Origin of the sequence: Pseudomonas sp. TNT2022 ID642 (assembly GCF_028656995.1) — a bacterium.
Lineage (GTDB): Bacteria > Pseudomonadota > Gammaproteobacteria > Pseudomonadales > Pseudomonadaceae > Aquipseudomonas.
Genome location: NZ_JAMDGW010000001.1, coordinates 666,359 through 687,287, shown reverse-complemented (window position 1 = coordinate 687,287; position 20,929 = coordinate 666,359). Strand labels below are relative to the sequence as shown.

Here is a 20,929-nt window from a genome sequence, read left to right as displayed (position 1 = left end):
AAAATCAAAGGATCGCAGCCTTCGGCAGCTCCTACAGGATCGTTACAAGGCGTGGGATCAGGGTTCTACCTGGCTCCACTGTTTGTTCAGGCGTTTGTCGGAGATCGGGACCTTGGTGCCCAGCTGCTGGGCGAACAGCGACACGCGGTATTCCTCAAGCCACCAGCGATACAGCTCAAGTTGCGGGTCGCGTTTGCCTTCCTGGGCATGTTTCGCCGCGCGGGTCTGGTATTGCGCCCAGAGGCCGGCGAGCTCACCGCTCCAGACGCGATCCTTCTGCACCTGCGCGCCGAGTTTTTCGAAGCGCTGTTCGACCGCTTTCAGGTAGCGCGGCAACTCCTTGAGCCACTGCATCGGCGTCTCGCGGACAAACCCCGGATACACCAGATTGTTGATTTGCTGCTTGATGTCATTCAGCGCCACGGCTTGCGCCAGATCGATCTTGCCCTTGAAGCGCTTCTGCAGTCCGTACCACAGCTTGAGAATCTCCAGCGTCAGGCGCGCCACGCGCTCAGCGTGCTCGGTCCAGTTGCCGCGTTTGCGTTCAGCCAATGCTGCCAACCCGGCGCCGTCGCGGGGCAACGGGTCTTCACCCTCAAGAATGCAGCTGTCGAGGCTGGCCAGCAGAATGTCTTCGACCAGCGCATCGACCCGGCCCAGCTCGCGATAAAGCAAGCCCAGTTCGGTCTGCCCCGGCAACTTGCCGCGCAGGAATTTGGCCGGCTCCGCCAGTTGTTGCATCAACAACCGCTGCAAGGCTCGACGATGCTGGAACTCGGCCTCGGCCGGGGTCGAGAAGCGCCCTTCCTTGACCGTACCGCCCTCTTCGACCAGCGCCGGATACACCGTCATCGACAGCCCGGCGATCTTCTGCTGAGTCTTTTCCGCCACCGGCGCGAAGACCTTGGCCTCCACCGGCTGCTGACTTTTCGCACTCTGCGGCACCGCCAGCGCGGCCTGACTGGCTTCGGCAAACCGTGCGGTCAGTTCGGCCAGATCGCGGCCTTCGCCGAGGAACTTGCCCTGGCCGTCGACGATTTCCAGGTTCATCCGCAGATGCCCCTCGACGCCTTGCTCGGCTTCGGCCCACGCCTCATCGCTGACCCGCGCGCCGGTCATGCGCAGCAATTCTCGGCCCAATGCCTGCGGCAACGAACCGTCGGCAAAGGTCATGCGTTGCATCGCGGCTTTGATGAAGTCCGGCACCGGCACGAAGTTCTTGCGCAGCGCTTTCGGCAGGTTGCGCACAAGGGCGATGCACTTGGCCTCGATCAGCCCCGGCACCAGCCATTCCAGACGTTCCGGCGGCAGCATCGGCAGCAGCGGTGCAGGCACGCGCAGGGTCACGCCGTCGCGCGGGTGGTTGGGTTCAAAGTGATAAGTCAGCGCCAGTTCCAGATCGCCGATGTGCAGCGTGTCCGGGTAATCGCGCGCGGTGACTTCACTGGCCTCGCGGGCCAGCACGTCTTCTTCGCGCATGATCAGCAGCTGTGGATTCTTCTGGCTGTTGACTCGATACCAACTGTCGAAGGTCGCGGTCTGGTGAATCTCCGCCGGCAAGCGCGCGTCGTAGAACGCGTACAGGGTTTCTTCGTCGGCGAGAATATCGCGACGACGGGCCTTGGCTTCCAGTTCGTCGAGCTGTTCCAGCAGTTGCTGATTGGCGGTCAGGCATTTGGCTTTCGACTGAATTTCGCCACGCACCAGGCCTTCGCGAATAAACAGCTCGCGGGACACCACCGGATCCACCGGGCCGTAATGCACCGGGCGGCGGCCGACCACGATCAGCCCGAACAGGGTGATCTGTTCGAACGCGACGACTTGGCCGCGCTTCTTCTCCCAGTGCGGTTCGAAATGGTTTTTCTTGATCAGGTGCCCGGCCAGCGGCTCGATCCAGTCGGCGTCGATCTTGGCGACCATGCGCGCGTAGAGCTTGGTGGTTTCCACCAGTTCGGCAGTCATCAGCCATTGCGGACGCTTCTTGCCGATGCCCGAAGACGGGTGAATCCAGAAACGCCGTTGACGCGCGCCGAGGTAATCGCCGTCCTCGGTTTTCTGGCCGATCTGGCTAAGCAAACCGACCAGCACCGCTTTGTGCAGTTTCGGATAATCCGCCGGCTCTTTATTCAGGCTCAACTGCATGTCGCGGCAGATCAGGCTCAACTGCCGATGGGAGTCGCGCCACTCGCGCAGACGCAGGTAGTTGAGGAAGTTCTTGCGGCACCAGTTGCGCAGCGGGCTGGCCGTCAGCGCCTGGCGCTGCTCTTCGAAACCGCGCCACAGATTCACCAGTCCGGCGAAGTCGGAATCAACGTCTTTCCATTGTGCATGCGCCTGATCCGCAGCTTGCTGACGCTCCGGCGGACGCTCGCGCGGGTCTTGAATCGACATGGCACTGGCAACGATCAGCACTTCCTGCAGGCTGCCGAGTTTGGCCGCTTCGAGCAGCATGCGGCCCATGCGCGGGTCGACCGGCAGGCGCGCCAACTGGCGACCGAGCGGCGTCAACTGACTGTTGCGATCCACCGCCGAGAGCTCTTGCAGCAGGTTGAAGCCGTCGCTGATCGCCTTGCCATCCGGCGGCTCGATAAACGGGAACGCGGTGATCTCGCCGAGACGCAGATGCAGCATCTGCAAAATAACCGCGGCGAGGTTGGTGCGCAGAATCTCCGGATCGGTGAATTCCGGGCGCCCATTAAAATCTTCTTCGCTGTACAACCGAATGCAGATACCCGGCTCGACCCGGCCGCAGCGACCTTTACGCTGGTTGGCACTGGCCTGGGAAATCGCTTCGATCGGCAGACGCTGAACCTTGGCGCGATAGCTGTAACGGCTGATGCGCGCGGTGCCGCTGTCGATCACGTAACGGATGCCCGGCACGGTCAGCGAAGTCTCGGCAACGTTGGTCGCCAGCACCACGCGACGGCCCGGGTGCGACTGGAAAATCCGCTGCTGCTCGGCCGGCGACAAGCGCGCGTACAACGGCAGAATTTCAGTGTGCTTGAGTTGCGCCTTGCGCAGCATGTCGGCGGCGTCGCGAATCTCGCGCTCGCCGGGCAGGAACACCAGCACATCACCGGGACTGCGGCGCTCGCTGCGTTCGTACGCGGCAATTTCATCGAGGGTGGCGAGGATCGCCTGATCCACCGTCAGGTCATCCTCGACACGGTTGCCCTCTTCGTCCTGCTCCAGCGTCAGCGGGCGATACCAGGTGTCCACCGGGAAGGTACGACCGGATACTTCAACAATCGGCGCGTCATCGAAGTGCTTGGAGAAACGCTCCAGATCGATGGTCGCCGAGGTGATGATGACTTTCAGATCCGGACGACGCGGCAGCAGGGTTTTCAGGTAACCGAGCAGGAAATCGATATTGAGACTGCGTTCGTGGGCTTCGTCGACGATGATCGTGTCGTAGCGTTCGAGGTAGCGATCATTCTGGGTTTCCGCGAGCAGGATGCCGTCGGTCATCAGTTTGATCAGGGTGTTGGAATCGCTTTGATCCTCGAAACGCACCTGATAGCCGACCAGCGCACCGAGCGGCGTAGCGAGTTCTTCGGCGACCCGGCTGGCGACGCTGCGTGCAGCGATTCGACGTGGCTGGGTGTGGCCGATCAGACCGTGCTGACCGCGACCGATTTCCAGACAGATTTTTGGCAACTGGGTGGTTTTGCCCGAGCCGGTTTCGCCGGCGATGATCAGCACCTGGTGTTTTTCCAGCGCCTTTTTGATCTCGTCGCGCTTGGCCGCGATCGGCAGACTGTCGTCGTAACGAATCACCGGCAGGCTGGCACGGCGCGCCAGCACCTGATCACAGGACGCCTGCATGCGCGTCACCCACTGGGCCAGTTTGGCCTCGTCGGGTTTCTTGCGCAGCTCAAGCAACTGCCGCCGCAGCCGGTGACGGTCGGCGAGCATGGCGTGATCGAGGTTTTTTAGCAGTTTGTCGATGGAGGGCGATTCGTCGGTCATCGGGTAGGCAATTCGGTCGTCTATATGTGCAGGGGGCGGATTGTCGCAGATTTGGGGGATTTGTGGCGTGTCAGGGGGATTGCTGCCCTCACCCTAGCCCTCTCCCAAAGGGAGAGGGAACCGACCGGGGGATGCTGAAGGTATTCACCGACCTGAAATTACTTTACCGAATCCACAATCGCCAAAATCTTTCAGGTCGGCGTTTGACCCAAGACACCTCGGTCGGCCCCCTCTCCCTCCGGGAGAGGGCTGGGGTGAGGGGCTTTTAAAAGAGCTACTCGTTGTCGAGTCCTTTACGCCGATAAGGAAAGACATCAATCACCTTCCCCGCCCGAATCGCCTCCTGCAAACTCTTCCAGTAATCAGCGTTATACAACTCGCCATGCAACTGGTCGAACAACTTGCGCTGCCCCGAATCAGCAAACAGAAACGGCGGAAATTCCTCGGGAAACACATCCAGCGGCCCGATCGAATACCACGGCTCCGAAGCCATCTCGTCCTCCGGCGTACGCGGCGCAGGGATGTGGCGGAAGTTGGCCTCCGTCAGAAAACAGATTTCGTCGTAGTCATAAAACACCACACGCCCATGCCGGGTGACGCCAAAATTCTTCAGCAGCATGTCGCCGGGAAAGATGTTCGCCGCCGCCAGTTGCTTGATCGCCAGGCCGTAATCCTCCAGCGCCTCGCGCACCTGCGCGTCGTTGGCGTTCTCCAGATACAGATTGAGCGGGGTCATTCGCCGCTCGGTCCAGCAGTGACGGATCAGCACCGTGTCGCCCTCGACTGACACCGTTGATGGCGCCACCTCCAGCAGTTCTTCAAGACACGCCGGATCGAACTTGCTCAGCGGAAAACGGAAGTCGGCGAACTCCTGGGTATCGGCCATGCGCCCTACCCGGTCGACACTTTTTACCAGCCGATACTTCTCGATCACCGTGGCGCGGTCGACGTTTTTCGACGGCGAAAAACGGTCCTTGATGATCTTGAACACGGTGTTGAAGCCCGGCAGGGTGAACACGCTCATGACCATGCCGCGCACGCCCGGCGCCATGATGAACTGGTCGTCGGTGTTGGCCAGATGATTGATCAGCGCGCGGTAGAACTCGGATTTTCCGTGCTTGTAGAAACCGATCGAGGTGTACAACTCGGCGATGTGCTTGCCCGGCAAGATGCGCCGCAGGAAACCGATGAATTCCGCCGGCACCGGCACGTCGACCATGAAATACGAACGGGTGAACGAGAAGATGATCGACACGTCGGCTTCGTCGGTGATCAGCGCGTCGATCTGAATCCCGCGCCCTTCGCGGTGCAGCAGCGGAATCACCAGCGGCCATTGCTCGTCACGGGTGTAGATGCGCCCGACCAGATACGCGCCCTTGTTGCGGTAGAGCACCGAGGAAAACAGCTCGACGCTGAGTTCCGGGTCTTTGCACACCCAGTCCGGCAGGTTCTCGCGCAGTTGCGCTTCGAGCCGGCGCAAGTCACCCGGCAAATCGGCGTAATCCTCACTGAAACGGTAATCGGCAAAAATGCTCGCGAGCATCCCCGACAGTTGTCCCTGCGGCTTGTATGTGCGGGTTTGCGCAGCGCGAGCACGGCGCAGGCTCGGGCGCGTGGTGTGGATGAACATGCAGCCGTCGCTGATCAGGTCGTGGCTGAACAGCCCGCAGAAAATCGAGTTGTACCAGGTCTCGGACAGCTCATCGTCGAAGCGCAGGTCGATGACGCTGATGTAGGCGCTTTTCACCAGCGGCCAGCAGCTGACATTCATCAGCGTTTCGTCGTCGAAGTATTCGCGCAGACGGGCGATGGTTTCGCCGACCTTTTCTTCATAGAGATTGATCCGCGCCGCCGACGCCGTTTGCGTCTCCTGCCAGCGTGCCTGCTCGAAGCGTTCCCGGGCGCCATCGGTGATCCGCCGGAAATGCTCGCGATAATCGTCGAAGCCATCGAGGATCATGCGGGCGATGTCGGTGGCTGGCCATTGCTGCGGCATAGATGAGACCTCTGCGTGCATGGGAAATCTGTGCCTGAGCTTAGCCACGCAAGCGTGCGCGCGTGAAGTGCAATTTCTGCCAAATCCGCGTCAGGGTTGTACAGCGACACAGTTTTCAGCAAAGTTTTTTTAATCGACCGTTCGGTCAGTTAACCGCCTGAGTGGTTCTTCCTCTCGTCCTGCGCCAGCCCGCGAATTCTCTGGGCTTCGTATCCAATACAGCACTGATGCGTCTAGTCCGTGGCTTTGCTGCGAATTCACGCAACGTCAGCGACGACGCCAGATTGGTCTTACCAAAATAGTGGCACTTTGATATACAGCCCGCCATCACCCGCCTCATAACAAGATCCTCGCTGACGAGGACGACCTCCCCCCCCCTTCAAAGATCAAGGAGCACACTGATGTCTATCCGGAATCTGCGCATAGGTTTGCGCGCCAGTTTGAGCTTTGCCGTTTTGGCCAGTCTGCTGGTGGTGGTCGGCCTGTTCGGTCTGGGCCAAATGAAAACCCTGCGCGAAAGTGCGGCAGTGATCGAAGAGTCGTGGATGCCGAGTATCGAAAGCATTCATGACGCGGCGGCGAATATCGCCAGCATCCGTCTTGAATCCTTGCGCCTGATCACCAGCACCCAGTCTGCTGTGCGCGACAGAAGCAAAGGCATCATCAAGGCGCAGCGCGAAGAACTGCTCAAGCGCCTCGCCGATCACAAAGCCCTGCTCACCAGCGAAGAAGAACGGCTGATGCTCGATGGCTTGAATGCCAACACCGCCAAGTACATGAGCATTCTCGAACAGATCATCGGCCAGATCGACGCCGGACAAAGTGAACAGGCCTACACGCGGCTTAACAATGAACTGGCGCCGCAGGGAACGCTGCTCGACAAAACCCTTGAGCAGATGATCGCGTTCAATCAGCAAGGTGCCGACGCCGCCGCCGATGCCGCCGCAGCGATGTACCAACGGGCATTGTGGATCGTCGCCTCGATCATCGTGATTGCCCTGATTGCCACGCTGCTGTTGGCCTGGCAGTTGACCCGCAGCATCACCACCCCGATCAATCAGGCACTGGACGTGGCACGACGCATTGCCGCCGGCGACCTCAGCGGCCAGATCGTCAGCACCGGTAAAGATGAGGCTGCGCATCTGCTCGACGCCTTGGCCGAGATGCAGGGCAATCTGCGCTCGACCATTCGCGGTATCAGCGAATCGGCGCAGCAATTGGCGTCCGCGGCCGAGGAAATGAGTTCGGTGATGGAGCAAAGCACCCGCGGCCTGCAACAGCAGAACGATCAGATCGAACAAGCCGCTACAGCAGTCACCGAGATGAGCACGGCGGTGGACGAAGTCGCTGCAAACGCGGTGTCCAGCGCCGAGGCGTCTGCCGCGTCGAACGAGGACAGCAAGCACGGCCACGTGCAGGTCAGCGAAACCATCAGTTCGATTCAGGAGCTGGTCGATGCCGTACTCGGTGCTTCCGAACAAGCCGAGGGCCTGGCCACTCAGGCGCAGGACATCAGTAAAGTGCTGGAGGTGATTCGCGGGATTGCCGGGCAGACCAATCTGCTGGCGCTCAATGCGGCAATCGAAGCGGCACGCGCCGGTGAAGCCGGGCGCGGTTTTGCCGTGGTCGCCGACGAAGTGCGTTCGCTGGCACAACGCACACAGAATTCCACCGAAGAAATCGAGCTGATGATCAGCAGCATCCAGCAAGGCACCGGGGCAACAGTGGGTGCGTTGCAGAGCAGTGCCGAGCAGGCTGGCCAGACGTTGCGCCGAGCCAACAGCGCGGGCCAGGCGCTGGAGAAAATCACCGCGTCGATCTCGCAGATCAACCAACGCAATCTGGTGATCGCCAGCGCGGCCGAGCAGCAGGCTTTGGTGGCGCGTGAGGTCGATCAGAATCTGGTGACCATCCGTGACCTCTCGACCCAGACCGCCGCAGGGGCGACTCAGACCTCGGCCGCGAGCCAGGAATTGTCGCGTCTGGCGGTCGATCTCAACGGCCTGGTCACACGCTTTGTGATCTGAGCAAAAGTTGAATGCCCGAATAGCGGTTGCCATCGTCAGGGCGCTCGGCAACACTCTCGTCCCGATCAAGGAAGGAGACCCGCCGTGAGCCCTGTCGATATTTTCCGTATGTTGTCGCTGGCGGCCATCTGGGGCGCGAGTTTTCTGTTCATGCGCATTATCGCGCCAGCGATCGGCACGATTCCGACCGGGTTCTTTCGCGTATCGATTGCGGCCGTTGGCCTGCTGGTGATCCTCGGACTGATGCGCGTGCGCTGGGATTTCAAAGGCAAACTGAAAACCGTGATGCTGCTGGGCGTGATCAACTCGGGGATTCCGGCGACGCTGTATTCGGTCGCCGCTCAGGTACTGCCAGCCGGCTATTCGGCGATTTTCAATGCCACCACGCCGCTGATGGGCGTGCTGATTGGCGGGTTGTTCTTCAGTGAAAAACTCACCGCAGCCAAACTGGGCGGGGTGTTCCTCGGCCTGTTAGGCGTTGGCGTGCTGACCCGCGCCGGCCCCGTGGCATTTGACATGCAACTGTTGCTGGGCGCCCTTGCCTGCCTGCTGGCGACCACTTGCTATGGCTTTGCCGGTTTCCTCGCGCGCCGTTGGCTCGATCAGGCCGGCGGGCTGGACAGTCGTCTGTCGGCACTGGGCAGCATGCTCGGCGCAACGTTGTTCCTGTTGCCGCTGTTCGGCTATAGCGTGATCACCGCGCCGCCGGTCAGTTGGGGTGGCTGGAATGTCTGGCTGTCGCTGCTGGGCCTGGGCCTGGGTTGCACGGCGTTTGCCTACATCATCTACTTCCGCCTGCTCAGCTCGATCGGTCCGGTGAAGTCGATGACCGTGACCTTCATGATCCCGCCGTTCGGCGTGTTGTGGGGGGCGTTGTTGCTGGATGAGCCGTTGTCGATGGCGCATATCTACGGCGGGGTGTTGATTGCGCTGGCGTTGTGGCTGGTGTTGAAGCCGGCGGCGGTGAAACCTTCGCAGGTGACAGCCCGCTAGACTTCTGGCGCTGCTGAAATGGCTATCGCGAGCAGGCTCACTCCTACAGGGGAATGCATTCCAGTGTGGGAGCGACGGAGCGACGATTCGACCTGCTCGCGAAGGCGGCGCGACAACCGCCGCCTGTCTATCGACTAGTTGGTTTTACGGAACACAAACGCCAGACCGATGATGATCAACAACATTCCCAGCACACTCAACGCCGCCAGGCGATTGCCGAAAATCAGATAGTCCATCACCGCCGTCACCGCTGGCACCAGGTAGAACAGGCTGGTGACATTCACCAGATTGCCCCGCGCGATCAGCCGATACAGCAACAGCGTCGCCAGCACCGACACCACCAGCCCCATCCACAGCACCGGCACGATAAAACCAGTGCTGTGTTCAAAGTGGAACGGCTGAAACGGCACGAAAATCCCGCACAACAACAGCCCGGCCAGATACTGCACCGGCAGTGTGCCGAGGGGATTGTCGGTGATGCGTTTCTGCATGATCGAGCCCAGCGTCATGCTCACCAGCGCCAGCAACCCGAACAGCATCCCCGCCCAAGACATCCCGGCCAGACCGATGCCTTGGTAAACCACCATGATCAGCCCCGCCAGCCCTAGGGCCAGACCGAACATCCGGCTCGCCGAGCGCTGCCGCTCCATCAAGACCACGGTGAGAATCGGCTGCACGCCCATGATGGTCGCCATCACCCCCGGGGTGACTTTGGTGTTGAGCGCCAGTAGATAGAAAATCTGATAGGCCCCCAACAACACCACGCCCGTGGCAATCGCAAACAACATCGGCCGGCCGCCCTTGGGCAACTTCAACTTGAGCAACGGCGCCAGCAGCACCAGCCCGCACAAGGCAATCACAAAGCGAATCAGCAGAAAGGCAAACGGCGAAGCGTGGGCCAGGCCCCATTTGGAGAAGATCGCGCCGCTGCTCCACAGCAGAACGAACAGGCTCGTGGACGCCGCCGCGAGCGCGGATTTTTTCGACAGGACAAACATGAATACCACCTGTAGTCAGGCAAGAAGCCAACTCAGCCGAAGCTGAAATTCAGTAGGTTTTTCTGGCGGGCGCAGGGGTCAGCAGAAACTGCCGATCAGCCCGAAACGCCAACGCCCGGCGGTGATACGACTGCGCACACCGGCGTGCTACTGACAGGTGGGGGGTAATGACTGATCTGCTTGGGCTGCTGATTCCCGCACGGCACGACGCCAGCGTTGACCGCTGAATCGACTACCGCGTTGATGAGGGATGCAGGCATTTGCGCAGATCTTTTTTGAAGGGTTGGAGGGTGAGGCATACGACTCACGTGCGCCGACTATAACCAGCGTGGGACATGGATTGCAATGATTTGGACAAAGGGCCAGTAGCGACGGATACATGGGAGCTGAATAGGCTGTTGAGCAACGGCTACACCTATCGATGGGGAGACATGGAATGCTCGAAATCATATGCCAAGGGAACGGAGTTATCTGCGCTATCAGTTGTATCGGTCAGAGGCGAGAAAGGCGGCTAGTATCACCACCAAGAAAATGCTTTTTCATGAGGGAGCAGACTTTTCGAAAGTACGCTTCGAAGCCATCGATGCTCAGGCAATGAGTGCTTTTGAGCTTTGGGATAACCCGCATTTTTCCTGGGGAGATGTCGTCACCTGGAAGACCCGAGAACCCTTGTCTCTGGATGTCGCGATCTGGTTTGAACAAGAGCTCTGCGGGCTGTGTTTTGTCATTCCAAACAATAGCCGTCAGCGAATTCGAATCGTGCGACTAGAGGGAAGGCCAGGGGAAGCGCATCCACTTAAAAACCGTATCGCGGCGTTGGCGATGCTGGCCATTGACGAATTTGCCCAAATTATTGGCAGCAGATTGATTGAAGTTCAGGAGCCCATGCAAGGAGCCATTCCGAAATATAGACAGCTCGGCTTCACATTTGATTTGGATGGCCGGCTTGTGCTCGCAGTGGAGGGTAAAGTATTGTGAAAACTGTTCAATTAATGATCAGCGAGGGCAAAAAAATGCGTAAGGTTGTTAAACGAGCCCCCTCGAAAAAGGGATCACGCAAAGCCGATGAAAAGCTGGGGGATTTAGTGTTATCCACCAACCAGCAACGATTTCTGCAGGTTCTTGTCGATGGCATTGACGTAGATGAACCCAACGTTCTCGCTGGACGGCGCTGATTCGCAGGCAATAAAAAACCGCTCACAAGGAGCGGTTTTTTATTACAACATCCAGCCTTAACCAAACAGCCAATACCCCAACAACGTCAACACCACCACCGCCAGCACCGGCCGCATCACGCGGTAGGCCTTCGGATGACGGCGTTTCCACTGTTTGACCACGCCGCTGAATTTGTCGCTGAAGCTCTTGCTCCAGGCGTAGGCCTGATTGATCCCGCCGACGCGCTCGTCGTCAAGGTTCTGCGGTGCGGTGGCACGGCCGAGCCAGGCGCTGATCGAGCGGTTGATGCGGGTCATGAGGCGGTTGCTCAGCGGACGCTCGACGTCGCAGAACAGGATCACGCGGGTTTGGTCGGTTTCGTTCTTGACCCAGTGCACGTAGGTTTCGTCGAACATCACGTCTTCGCCGTCACGCCAGGCGTAAACCTGACCATCGACAAAAATCCGGCAATCGTCGGAGTTCGGCGTCGACAAGCCGAGGTGATAACGCAGGGAGCCGGCGAACGGATCACGATGCGGGTTCAAGTGGCTGCCACCCGGCAACAGCGCGAACATCGCGCCTTTCACGTTGGGAATCGCACTGACCAGCGCCACGGTTTTAGGGCACAGGGTTTCAGCCGATGGCAGCGGTTTGTCGTACCACTTGAGGTAGAACCGCTTCCAGCCCTTTTTGAAGAACGAGCCGAAACCGGCGTCGTTGTTCTTTTCCGCCGCGCGAATATAGCCTTCGTCGAACAGGTGCATGGCCTCGTCGCGAATGGTTTCCCAGTTGTCGCGCAGCACATCCAGTTCCGGGAATTTGCTGCGATCCAGGTACGGCTTCGACGGCACGCCGGAAAACAGGTACATCAAGGCGTTATACGGAGCGAACAGCGCCGAGTGGTTGACGAACTGACGCAGAACCGGCAAACGCGCCTTGCCGCGCAAATGCACATAGAGCGTGCTGCCCAGAAAGAGCAGCAGCACAAACGCCTTGGCGGCAAACGAAAAGGTCATCAACAACTCCTTGAATAAAGACAACGCTGCGCAACGCCCTTTACCCGGCATGGCAGCCGGCCATGATAAACACTACCGGCGCCGGGCAAAACCCGCCTTACACAAGATTCAGTGTTAAGAATTGCGCAACAAAGCATTTATTAGCATAACGATCCTGAACCCTGGCTGACCTGAATCAACTGGATTACTGCTGAGTCTCCTGTTCAGTGAACAGATCGCTGAACAACATGCTCGACAGATAACGCTCACCCGAGTCAGGCAGAATCACCACGATAGTCTTGCCCTGCATTTCCGGCGTCTCCGCCAGACGCACTGCTACCGCCATCGCTGCACCGCAGGAGATGCCGCACAAAATCCCTTCTTCCTGCATCAAGCGCAGCGCCATGGCCTTGGATTCGTCGTCGGTGACCTGCTCGACCCGGTCGACCATCGACAGATCCAGGTTCTTCGGCACAAAACCGGCACCGATCCCCTGAATCTTGTGCGGGCTCGGTTTGATCTCTTCGCCCGCCAGCGCCTGGCTGATCACCGGCGAGGAAACCGGTTCCACCGCCACAGACAGGATCGGTTTGCCCTGGGTATTCTTGATATACCGTGAAACGCCCGTGATGGTTCCGCCGGTGCCGACGCCGGCCACCAGTACATCCACCGCACCATCGGTGTCGTTCCAGATTTCCGGACCGGTGGTTTTTTCGTGAATCGCCGGGTTGGCCGGGTTATCGAACTGCGATGGCATAAAGTACTTGTCAGCATCGCTGGCAACGATTTCAGCGGCTTTCTCGATAGCGCCTTTCATGCCCTTGGCCGGCTCGGTCAACACCAGTTCGGCGCCCAGAGCCTTGAGGACTTTACGGCGTTCGATGCTCATTGAGGCCGGCATGGTCAGCATCAATTTGTAACCACGGGCAGCAGCAACGAAGGCCAGACCGATCCCCGTGTTACCCGACGTCGGCTCGACAATGGTCATGCCCGGTTTGAGTTTGCCGCTGCTTTCGGCGTCCCAGATCATGTTGGCGCCGATCCGGCACTTGACCGAATATCCGGGGTTGCGCCCCTCGATCTTGGCCAGAATGGTCACGCCACGTGGCGCAATGCGATTGATCTGCACCAGCGGCGTATTACCGATGGAATGGGCGTTGTCAGCGAAAATACGGCTCATGGCTGGGTCCTTATGCAGCATTGAATTCAGCCTTCAAAGGTATGCCTGTTGCCCATCACAGTCCAGTCGGGTCGAACGTCTGCGCGACGTAACAGTCAATCGCTTACATCGTCAGGGAATTGCCGTCATGAAGCGTCGCTACAGTTGGCCACTAGGGATTTTCGCCGTCGTCGTTGTGCTGCTGATCGCGCTGCACATCGCCCTGCCCTACATGGTGCGCGACTACCTGAACGGCAAGCTGGCGGACATGGGGGATTATCGGGGTCAGATCACTGATGTCGACCTTGCCCTATGGCGCGGCGCCTACAAGATCAATGGGCTGAAGATCGTCAAGGTCGACGGCAAGGTACCGGTACCGTTCGTCAACGCGCCGCTGATCGATCTGGCGGTCAGCTGGCATTCGCTGTGGTACGACCATGCTGTGGTGGCGCAAGTGAAATTCGTCAATCCCGAGATCAATTTCGTCGATGGCGGAGCCAACAAGCAGAACTCCCAGACCGGTCAGGGCACTGACTGGCGCGCGCAACTGGGCAAATTGCTGCCGATCACTCTCGACGAAGTACAGATTCAGGACGGCAAGATCAGTTTCCGCAACTTCAATTCAAAACCTCCAGTGAACATGAACGCGACCAATGTCGACGCGAGCATCTACAACCTGACCAACGTGGTCGACAAACAGGGCAAACGCGACGCCCGCTTTGAAGGCAAAGCCCTGCTGCTGGGGCACGCACCGCTGGAAACCACCGCAACGTTCGACCCTCTGAGCAACTTCGAGGACTTCGAATTCCGTCTGCGCGCCAAAGACATCGAACTCAAGCGCATGAACGACTTCGCCTCGGCCTACGGCAAGTTCGACTTCAACGCCGGCCACGGTGATGTGGTGATCGAAGCCCAAGCCAAAAAAGCCCAGGTCAACGGCTATATCAAACCACTGCTGCGCGACGTCGAAGTGTTCAACTGGCAGCAGGACGTGGAAAACAAGAACAAGAGCATCTTCCGCTCGGTCTGGGAGGCATTGGTGGGCGGCACGGAAACCGTGCTGAAGAACCAGGCGAAAAACCAGTTCGCCACCAAGGTAGAACTCAGCGGCAACGTGCATCAGCAAAATATCAGCGCATTCGAGGCGTTTTTGCAGATTTTGCGCAATGGCTTCGTCCAGGCATTCAATGCCCGCTATGAGCGGCCGAAGCCTGATGCGGGTTAGGGTTCATTTCTGGAAAAGCATCCAGATATAGAGTATCGGCGCCAATCTGAATATCCGGGGCCGGCCATTCAACGGTCCAACCGTTATCGCCCAAGATGGCAGTCGCAAAGACTTGGGGATCAAGCAAGGGCTGCAACTGCTTATACGTTTGAATATCTCGACTCAAATCGAGTGTCAGCGCGCGACCATCAACAAAGCAGAGTGCAAGCCGACTATCAGAGAGCGCAGTAACTGCCGCCAAGCGTGGTCGTTTCATGGATAACACCAATTCAGCGCCTCCGGGCAGATGGGGACGGCTTTGCAGCCCAGCGGGAGCAAGCTCCCTCGCCACAGATTCAGTGGACATCCTGAAGGCTATCGCCAAATCGGCGATACCTGAATGCTGGCCAAGCGCCGAGACTGAGTCAACATGTGACGCCCCATTCAGAGACTGAATAAGCCGTCTGCGTTCACAGTCGACCGGCCTGCGCGTTATAGTCAGGCATCCGATTATTTCGCCCCCGCCCTGCCCGTTCAGGTCGGCGTTACCGTTCGAGGATTAGCAGATGAAGTTCGAAGGCACCCAGGCCTACGTCGCCACCGATGACCTGAAGCTGGCGGTCAACGCCGCTATCACCCTGGAGCGGCCGCTGCTGGTCAAGGGCGAGCCGGGCACCGGCAAGACCATGCTCGCCGAGCAATTGGCCGAATCGTTCAATGCCAAGCTGATCACCTGGCACATCAAGTCCACCACCAAGGCCCATCAGGGCCTGTACGAATACGATGCGGTCAGCCGTCTGCGTGACTCGCAACTGGGCACTGAAAAAGTCCACGACGTGCGCAACTACCTGAAGAAGGGCAAGCTCTGGGAGGCGTTTGAGTCCGAAGAGCGGGTCATTCTGCTGATCGACGAGATCGACAAGGCCGATATCGAGTTCCCGAACGACTTGCTGCAAGAACTCGACAAGATGGAGTTCTACGTTTACGAGATCGACGAGACCATCAAGGCCAAGAAGCGCCCGATCATCATCATTACTTCGAACAACGAAAAAGAGCTGCCGGACGCTTTCCTGCGCCGCTGCTTCTTCCACTACATCGCCTTCCCGGACCGCCCGACCCTGCAGAAAATCGTCGACGTGCACTACCCGGACATCAAGAAGGATCTGGTCAGCGAAGCGCTGGACGTGTTCTTTGATGTGCGCAAAGTGCCGGGCCTGAAGAAGAAGCCGTCGACCTCGGAACTGGTCGATTGGCTGAAGCTGCTGATGGCCGACAATATCGGTGAAGCGGTGCTGCGCGAACGCGATCCGACCAAGGCAATCCCGCCGCTGGCCGGTGCTTTGGTGAAGAATGAACAGGACGTGCAACTGCTTGAGCGCCTCGCGTTCATGAGCCGTCGCGGCACCCGCTAAGAGGCTGACGCCATGTTGCTCAACCTGTTCAATGAAATGCGCGCAGCCAAGGTGCCGGTGTCGGTGCGCGAGCTGCTCGACCTGATCAACGCGCTGAAACAGCGCGTGACCTTCGCCGACATGGACGAGTTCTATTACTTGTCGCGGGCGATTCTGGTGAAGGACGAACGCCATTTCGACAAGTTCGACCGTGCGTTCGGCGCCTACTTCAATGGCCTGGAAAAGCTCGACGATCATCTGCAGGCGCTGATTCCCGAAGACTGGCTGCGCAAGGAATTCGAGCGTTCGCTGACTGACGAGGAACGCGCGCAGATCCAGTCCCTTGGCGGCCTGGACAAGCTGATCGAAGAGTTTAAGAAGCGTCTGGAAGAACAGAAGGAACGCCACGCCGGCGGCAACAAGTGGATTGGTACTGGCGGCACCAGCCCGTTCGGCTCCGGCGGTTTCAACCCGGAAGGCATTCGGGTCGGCGATGCCGGCAAACGCCAGGGCAAAGCGGTGAAAGTCTGGGATCAGCGCGAGTACAAGAACCTCGACGACTCGGTGGAGCTGGGCACGCGCAACATCAAGGTGGCCCTGCGTCGCTTGCGTAAATTCGCTCGCCAAGGCGCGGCGGAAGAACTCGACATCGACGGCACCATCGATCACACCGCCAAAGACGCGGGCCTGCTGAACATTCAGATGCGTCCCGAGCGCCGCAACACGGTGAAGCTGTTGTTGCTGTTCGACATCGGCGGTTCGATGGACGCGCACGTGAAGATCTGCGAAGAACTGTTCTCGGCCTGCAAGACCGAGTTCAAACATCTGGAGTACTTCTACTTCCACAACTTCGTTTACGAATCGGTGTGGAAGAACAACATGCGCCGCACCTCGGAGCGCACTTCGACCCAGGACTTGCTACACAAGTACGGCGCCGACTACAAAGTGATTTTTATCGGTGACGCCGCCATGGCGCCGTATGAAATCACTCAGGCTGGTGGCAGTGTCGAGCACTGGAACGAAGAGCCGGGCTACGTGTGGATGCAGCGCTTCATGGAGAAGTACAAGAAGCTCATCTGGATCAATCCGTATCCGAAAGATACGTGGGGGTACACCTCGTCGACCAATATCGTGCGGGATCTGATTGAAGATCAGATGTATCCGTTGACGTTGCGCGGGCTTGAGGAAGGGATGCGGTTTTTGTCCAAATAATCTGTTTTGTCAGTAATGGCCCCTTCGCGAGCAGGCTCGCTCCCACATTGGAATGCATTTCAATTGTGGGAGCGAGCTTGCTCCGGGCGGCGTTCCGACGAAGCTTTTAGCTATTCAGAAAACACTGCAGATATTTGATGTGCTCACGGTGCGCAACGTCTTGCACCACCGGCCGCAACCGCACCTGCGTCCCCGGCAGACACTGCGCCAACCGCGCCAACGCCAACGGCGTCAATGCGCCCAATCGCGGATAACCACCAATCGTCTGTCGATCATTGAGCAACACAATCGGCTGGCCGTCCGGCGGCACTTGCACCGCGCCCAATGGAATCCCCTCGGAAATCATCGGCTGGCCCTGATACTCCAGCGCCTTGCCCAGTAAACGAATGCCCATGCGATCAGCGCGACTGTCCAGTGTCCAGACGCTGTTGAATGCATCGAACAGACTCTGCCCGCTGAACTGGCCGATCTGTGCGCCGAGCACCAGATCCAGCGGCGCATTCGATTTCATATCCGGCTGTAATGCCAAAGGCACTTCGCGCAGCAACAGCGATTCACCGCGATAACTCAGCGTCGCGCCCTTCGCCAATGGTAAGCCCATGCCATCCGGACCACCGAGTTCTTCACGTACAACCGTGGCGCTGCTGCCCAGCACCTTCGGTGCATCAAAACCACCCGGCGCTGCCAGGTAAGCCCGGGCACCGAGCAACGGCTGAGTGAGGCGCAACGTCTGCCCCCTGCTCAATTTGAAACTGCGCCACGGCGCCAGTGGCTGCCCGTCGATCTGCGCGCCAAGATCTGCGCCAGCCAACGCCAGCCAACACGCCTCTTCGGCCACCACGGCAAAGCCGCCGAGGGTGATTTCGATCACCGTTGCATCCAGCTCGTTGCCGAGCAACCAGTTGGCCCAACCCATCGAACACCAATCCGCCGCGCCGCCCTGGGTCACGCCCAGATGCCGCACGCCGAAACGCCCTGCGTCCTGCAACAGGCATAGCGGCGTACTCGCCTCAATCCTCAGTCGGCTCATGCCTGCGCCTCCAGTGGCGTGTCATCGCCGCCCAGATTGACGAACTCGGCATGACTGACCGCTTCGAATCGCACGGTGTCGCCGGGTTGCATCAGGCTGTAACCATCGCGATTGCGGTCGAACAACTTGGCCGGGGTACGGCCGATCAGGTTCCAGCCGCCGGGAGAGACCACGGGGTAAGCCGCCGTCTGCCGTTCGGCAATGCCGACGCTACCGGCAGCGACTTTTTTGCGTGGCGTGTTCAGGCGAGGCGCGGCAAGCACTTCTTCGACCAACCCCATAAACGCGAAACCCGGCGCGAAACCAAGGGCGAATACCTGATACTCACGTCCGCTGTGGCGACGGATCACTTCATCCACCGCCAGACCGCTGCGTTCGGCCAGCAAACTCAACTCAGGGCCGACACTCAAGTCGTACCAGACCGGCAGCACATGGCATTGGCCAGCGGTTTGCGCATTCGGTGACAGATCGATCAACGCTTCGGCGATCAATTCCCGCGCCTGACTCGGACTCAATGCGGTCAAATCGTAATGCACCATCAACGTCGTATAAGACGGCACCAGATCGATGAGTTGCTCACCGAATGCCGCACGCAAACGCTCACTGGCAGCGAGCATCCACGGCATGTTGGCCTCAGCGATTTCATCGAACAGGCGCAGCATCAGGCAATCCAGTGCCACCACTTCTATCCTTGGGTTCATGAGGCGCTCTGCTGATTCAAGGCTTCGCGAATGCGTTGCACGGCGGCCACCGAACTGGCGTTGTCGCCATGCACGCAAAGGGTGTTGGCGTGCAGGCGCAAGGCGCTGCCGTCGCTGGCGCTGAGGTTGTCGCCACGGGCAATGGTCAGGGCTTGCTCGATGATTTTTTCCGGGTCGTGATGCACCGCGCCCGGCAATTGTCGTGAAACCAGTTTGCCGGCACTGTCGTAAGCACGGTCGGCGAAGGCTTCGAACCATAAGGTCACGCCGTACTCATCGCCAATCTGCTGGGCAGCGGAGTTGTCGCGAGTGGCCATCAGCATCAATGGCAAGCTGCGGTCATAAGCGGCCACTGCCTGAATCACCGCACGCAATTGCGCCGGGTTGGCCATCATGTCGTTGTACATCGCGCCATGGGGTTTGACGTAACTGACGCGCCCGCCTTGCGCCTTGCAGATGCCGTCGAGGGCGCCGATCTGGTAATGCAGGATGTCTTGCAGTTCTTGCGCCGAATACGCCATGGAACGGCGGCCGAAGCCGACCAGATCCTGATAGGCCGGGTGTGCGCCGATCTGCACGCCGTGGCTCAACGCCAGGCTGACGGTCTTGCGCATGATGCTCGGATCACCCGCGTGGAAACCACAGGCCACGTTGGCGCAATCGATGAAGGGCATGACCTCGGCATCCAGACCCATGGTCCAGCTGCCGAAGCTCTCGCCAATGTCGCAATTCAATAGCAGGCGGCTCACGGTGAACACTCCTGTAGGGGCTTGTCTTTTTATCTGTAGGACTGTGCTTGGCAGGTTATCAGTTACTGCGCATCGAGTTGCTTGCCACGGGTTTCCGGCAGGCTCAATGCCGCAATAATCACCACGCCATAAGACACCGCAGCAAATGCGCCAATGCCGACGCTCAACGGTACTTTCTGGCTAAGCAGACCGATCAGCAGCGGAAACAATGCCGCCAGCGCCCGACCGATGTTGTAGCAAAAGCCCTGCCCCGAACCGCGAATTCGTGTAGGAAACAATTCAGTCAGAAACGCGCCCATGCCGCTGAAAATCCCCGAGGCGAAGAAGCCCAGCGGGAAGCCCAGCCACAGCATCACGCCGTTGCTCACCGGCAACTGCGTATAGAGCAGAACGATGGTGAACGAGCCGACCGCGAACAGGATGAAGTTCTTTTTCCGTCCCAGCAGGTCGGTCAGATAAGCGCTGATCACATAACCGACGTAAGACCCGACAATCACCATCGCCAGATAACCGCCCGTGCCGAGTACGCTCAAACCGCGCTCGTTTTTCAGGAAGGTGGGCAGCCAGGAAGTGATCGCGTAATAACCGCCCAGCGCACCCGTGGTCAGCAGCGAAGCGCGGAACGTGGTGAAGAGCATGCCGGGTGCGAAGATTTCGTAGAATTTCGATTGAGTCTCCGGCGTTTGCTGCGCCTTGGCCTCGCGGTAGATCTCCGGATCTTTCACCAGTCGACGGACGAAAATCACAAAAATCGCCGGCACGATGCCGAGGATGAACAACGCACGCCAGGCGTCTTCCGGCGGCAACACCGAGAACAGCAGCGCATACAGAATCGCCGTCAGCCCCCAGCCCAGCGCCCAACCGGATTGCACCATGCCCACCGCTTTGCCACGGTCCTTGGCGCGGATCACCTCGCCGATCAGCACCGCGCCGGCGGTCCATTCGCCGCCGAAACCGAAGCCCATCAACGTCCGGGCGATCAACAGTTGTTCATAGTTTTGCGCGAAGCCGCAGAGGAAGGTGAAGAAGGCGAACCACAGCACCGTCAGTTGCAGGGTGCGCACGCGGCCGATGCGGTCAGAAAGAATTCCGGCAACCCAACCGCCGATGGCCGAAGCAATCAACGTGCTGGTGTGGATCAGCCCCGCTTCGCCGGTGGTGATGCCCCACATCGCGATCAGCGTCGGCACGACGAAGCTGAGCATCTGCGTGTCCATGCCGTCCAGACCGTAGCCGATCTTGCAGCTCCAGAACGTGCGACGCTCTTGCTGGTTGATGTTGCGATACCAGTCGAACGGCCCCGGACGCGCCGTTGCCTTGGGTACTTCTAGGGTGTCGGGAGCACGCATG

The 20,929-nt window shown here is 59.2% G+C and carries 16 protein-coding genes and 1 pseudogene; 7 read left to right on the top strand and 10 right to left on the bottom strand.

Annotated features, from left to right (window positions below):
• Positions 1-57: 57 nt before the first annotated feature.
• Positions 58-3,969: an ATP-dependent RNA helicase HrpA gene (gene hrpA, locus M5G26_RS03175; protein ID WP_273914416.1), complete on the bottom strand. Its 3,912-nt coding sequence runs from the start codon at positions 3,967-3,969 to the stop codon at positions 58-60.
• Positions 3,970-4,243: 274 nt separating this feature from the next.
• A complete protein-coding gene (gene aceK, locus M5G26_RS03170; RefSeq protein ID WP_007918081.1) occupies positions 4,244-5,965 on the bottom strand; it encodes a bifunctional isocitrate dehydrogenase kinase/phosphatase in 1,722 nt (573 codons plus the stop codon).
• A gap of 401 nt (positions 5,966-6,366) precedes the next feature.
• On the opposite strand from aceK, the gene M5G26_RS03165 reads away from it, so the two are divergent.
• Together M5G26_RS03165 and M5G26_RS03160 are read left to right on the top strand one after the other, a co-directional pair.
• Positions 6,367-7,992, top strand: a complete 1,626-nt coding sequence (locus tag M5G26_RS03165; protein ID WP_150692124.1) for a methyl-accepting chemotaxis protein — start codon at positions 6,367-6,369, stop codon at positions 7,990-7,992.
• Positions 7,993-8,076: 84 nt separating this feature from the next.
• Positions 8,077-8,985: a DMT family transporter gene (locus M5G26_RS03160; RefSeq protein WP_150692123.1), complete on the top strand. Its 909-nt coding sequence runs from the start codon at positions 8,077-8,079 to the stop codon at positions 8,983-8,985.
• A 134-nt stretch (positions 8,986-9,119) separates the two neighbouring features.
• Here the strand turns inward: M5G26_RS03160 and M5G26_RS03155 are convergent, their stop codons facing one another.
• Positions 9,120-9,983: a DMT family transporter gene (locus tag M5G26_RS03155; RefSeq protein ID WP_273914415.1), complete on the bottom strand. Its 864-nt coding sequence runs from the start codon at positions 9,981-9,983 to the stop codon at positions 9,120-9,122.
• A 450-nt stretch (positions 9,984-10,433) separates the two neighbouring features.
• Between M5G26_RS03155 and M5G26_RS03150 the strand changes: the two genes are divergently transcribed.
• Both M5G26_RS03150 and M5G26_RS03145 read left to right on the top strand, forming a co-directional pair.
• Entirely contained in the window at positions 10,434-10,961 is a 528-nt protein-coding gene (locus M5G26_RS03150; RefSeq protein WP_150730371.1) for a hypothetical protein, read from the top strand.
• On the top strand, positions 10,958-11,158 hold the full coding sequence (locus M5G26_RS03145; protein WP_127926226.1) for a hypothetical protein: 201 nt from the start codon (positions 10,958-10,960) through the stop codon (positions 11,156-11,158). The genes M5G26_RS03150 and M5G26_RS03145 overlap by 4 nt, the downstream gene beginning before the upstream one ends.
• Before the next feature lie 57 nt (positions 11,159-11,215).
• Here the strand turns inward: M5G26_RS03145 and M5G26_RS03140 are convergent, their stop codons facing one another.
• Positions 11,216-12,154 carry an aspartyl/asparaginyl beta-hydroxylase domain-containing protein gene (locus M5G26_RS03140; RefSeq protein ID WP_038358439.1) on the bottom strand — a complete coding sequence of 313 codons (939 nt, stop codon included), beginning with the start codon at positions 12,152-12,154 and terminating at the stop codon, positions 11,216-11,218.
• 184 nt (positions 12,155-12,338) lie between these two features.
• The gene (gene cysK / locus M5G26_RS03135; RefSeq protein WP_095119080.1) at positions 12,339-13,313 is read right to left on the bottom strand and encodes a cysteine synthase A; all 975 of its coding nucleotides are present in this window, start codon (positions 13,311-13,313) and stop codon (positions 12,339-12,341) included.
• A 127-nt stretch (positions 13,314-13,440) separates the two neighbouring features.
• Between cysK and M5G26_RS03130 the strand changes: the two genes are divergently transcribed.
• On the top strand, positions 13,441-14,517 hold the full coding sequence (locus tag M5G26_RS03130; RefSeq protein ID WP_273914414.1) for a DUF748 domain-containing protein: 1,077 nt from the start codon (positions 13,441-13,443) through the stop codon (positions 14,515-14,517).
• Between the two features lie 7 nt (positions 14,518-14,524).
• On the opposite strand, the pseudogene M5G26_RS03125 reads toward M5G26_RS03130, so the two are convergent.
• Positions 14,525-14,782 (bottom strand): annotated as a pseudogene (locus M5G26_RS03125) (DUF2442 domain-containing protein); the annotation flags it as partial.
• A gap of 280 nt (positions 14,783-15,062) precedes the next feature.
• Between M5G26_RS03125 and M5G26_RS03120 the strand changes: the two are divergent.
• Together M5G26_RS03120 and M5G26_RS03115 are read left to right on the top strand one after the other, a co-directional pair.
• The gene (locus M5G26_RS03120; protein WP_038358424.1) at positions 15,063-15,908 is read left to right on the top strand and encodes an AAA family ATPase; all 846 of its coding nucleotides are present in this window, start codon (positions 15,063-15,065) and stop codon (positions 15,906-15,908) included.
• Between the two features lie 12 nt (positions 15,909-15,920).
• Positions 15,921-17,099: a vWA domain-containing protein gene (locus tag M5G26_RS03115; protein WP_064388394.1), complete on the top strand. Its 1,179-nt coding sequence runs from the start codon at positions 15,921-15,923 to the stop codon at positions 17,097-17,099.
• Between the two features lie 106 nt (positions 17,100-17,205).
• Here M5G26_RS03115 and M5G26_RS03110 read toward each other — a convergent pair whose 3' ends face one another.
• The 4 genes from M5G26_RS03110 to M5G26_RS03095 form a co-directional block, all read right to left on the bottom strand.
• Positions 17,206-18,129, bottom strand: a complete 924-nt coding sequence (locus M5G26_RS03110; RefSeq protein ID WP_273914412.1) for a biotin-dependent carboxyltransferase family protein — start codon at positions 18,127-18,129, stop codon at positions 17,206-17,208.
• Complete coding sequence (gene pxpB, locus M5G26_RS03105) at positions 18,126-18,830, bottom strand: 5-oxoprolinase subunit PxpB (protein ID WP_273914411.1); 705 nt, start codon at positions 18,828-18,830, stop codon at positions 18,126-18,128. The genes M5G26_RS03110 and pxpB overlap by 4 nt, the downstream gene beginning before the upstream one ends.
• A complete protein-coding gene (locus M5G26_RS03100; RefSeq protein WP_273914410.1) occupies positions 18,827-19,579 on the bottom strand; it encodes a 5-oxoprolinase subunit PxpA in 753 nt (250 codons plus the stop codon). The genes pxpB and M5G26_RS03100 overlap by 4 nt, the downstream gene beginning before the upstream one ends.
• A gap of 62 nt (positions 19,580-19,641) precedes the next feature.
• Positions 19,642-20,928: an MFS transporter gene (locus tag M5G26_RS03095; RefSeq protein WP_034153180.1), complete on the bottom strand. Its 1,287-nt coding sequence runs from the start codon at positions 20,926-20,928 to the stop codon at positions 19,642-19,644.
• Position 20,929 lies beyond the last annotated feature (1 nt).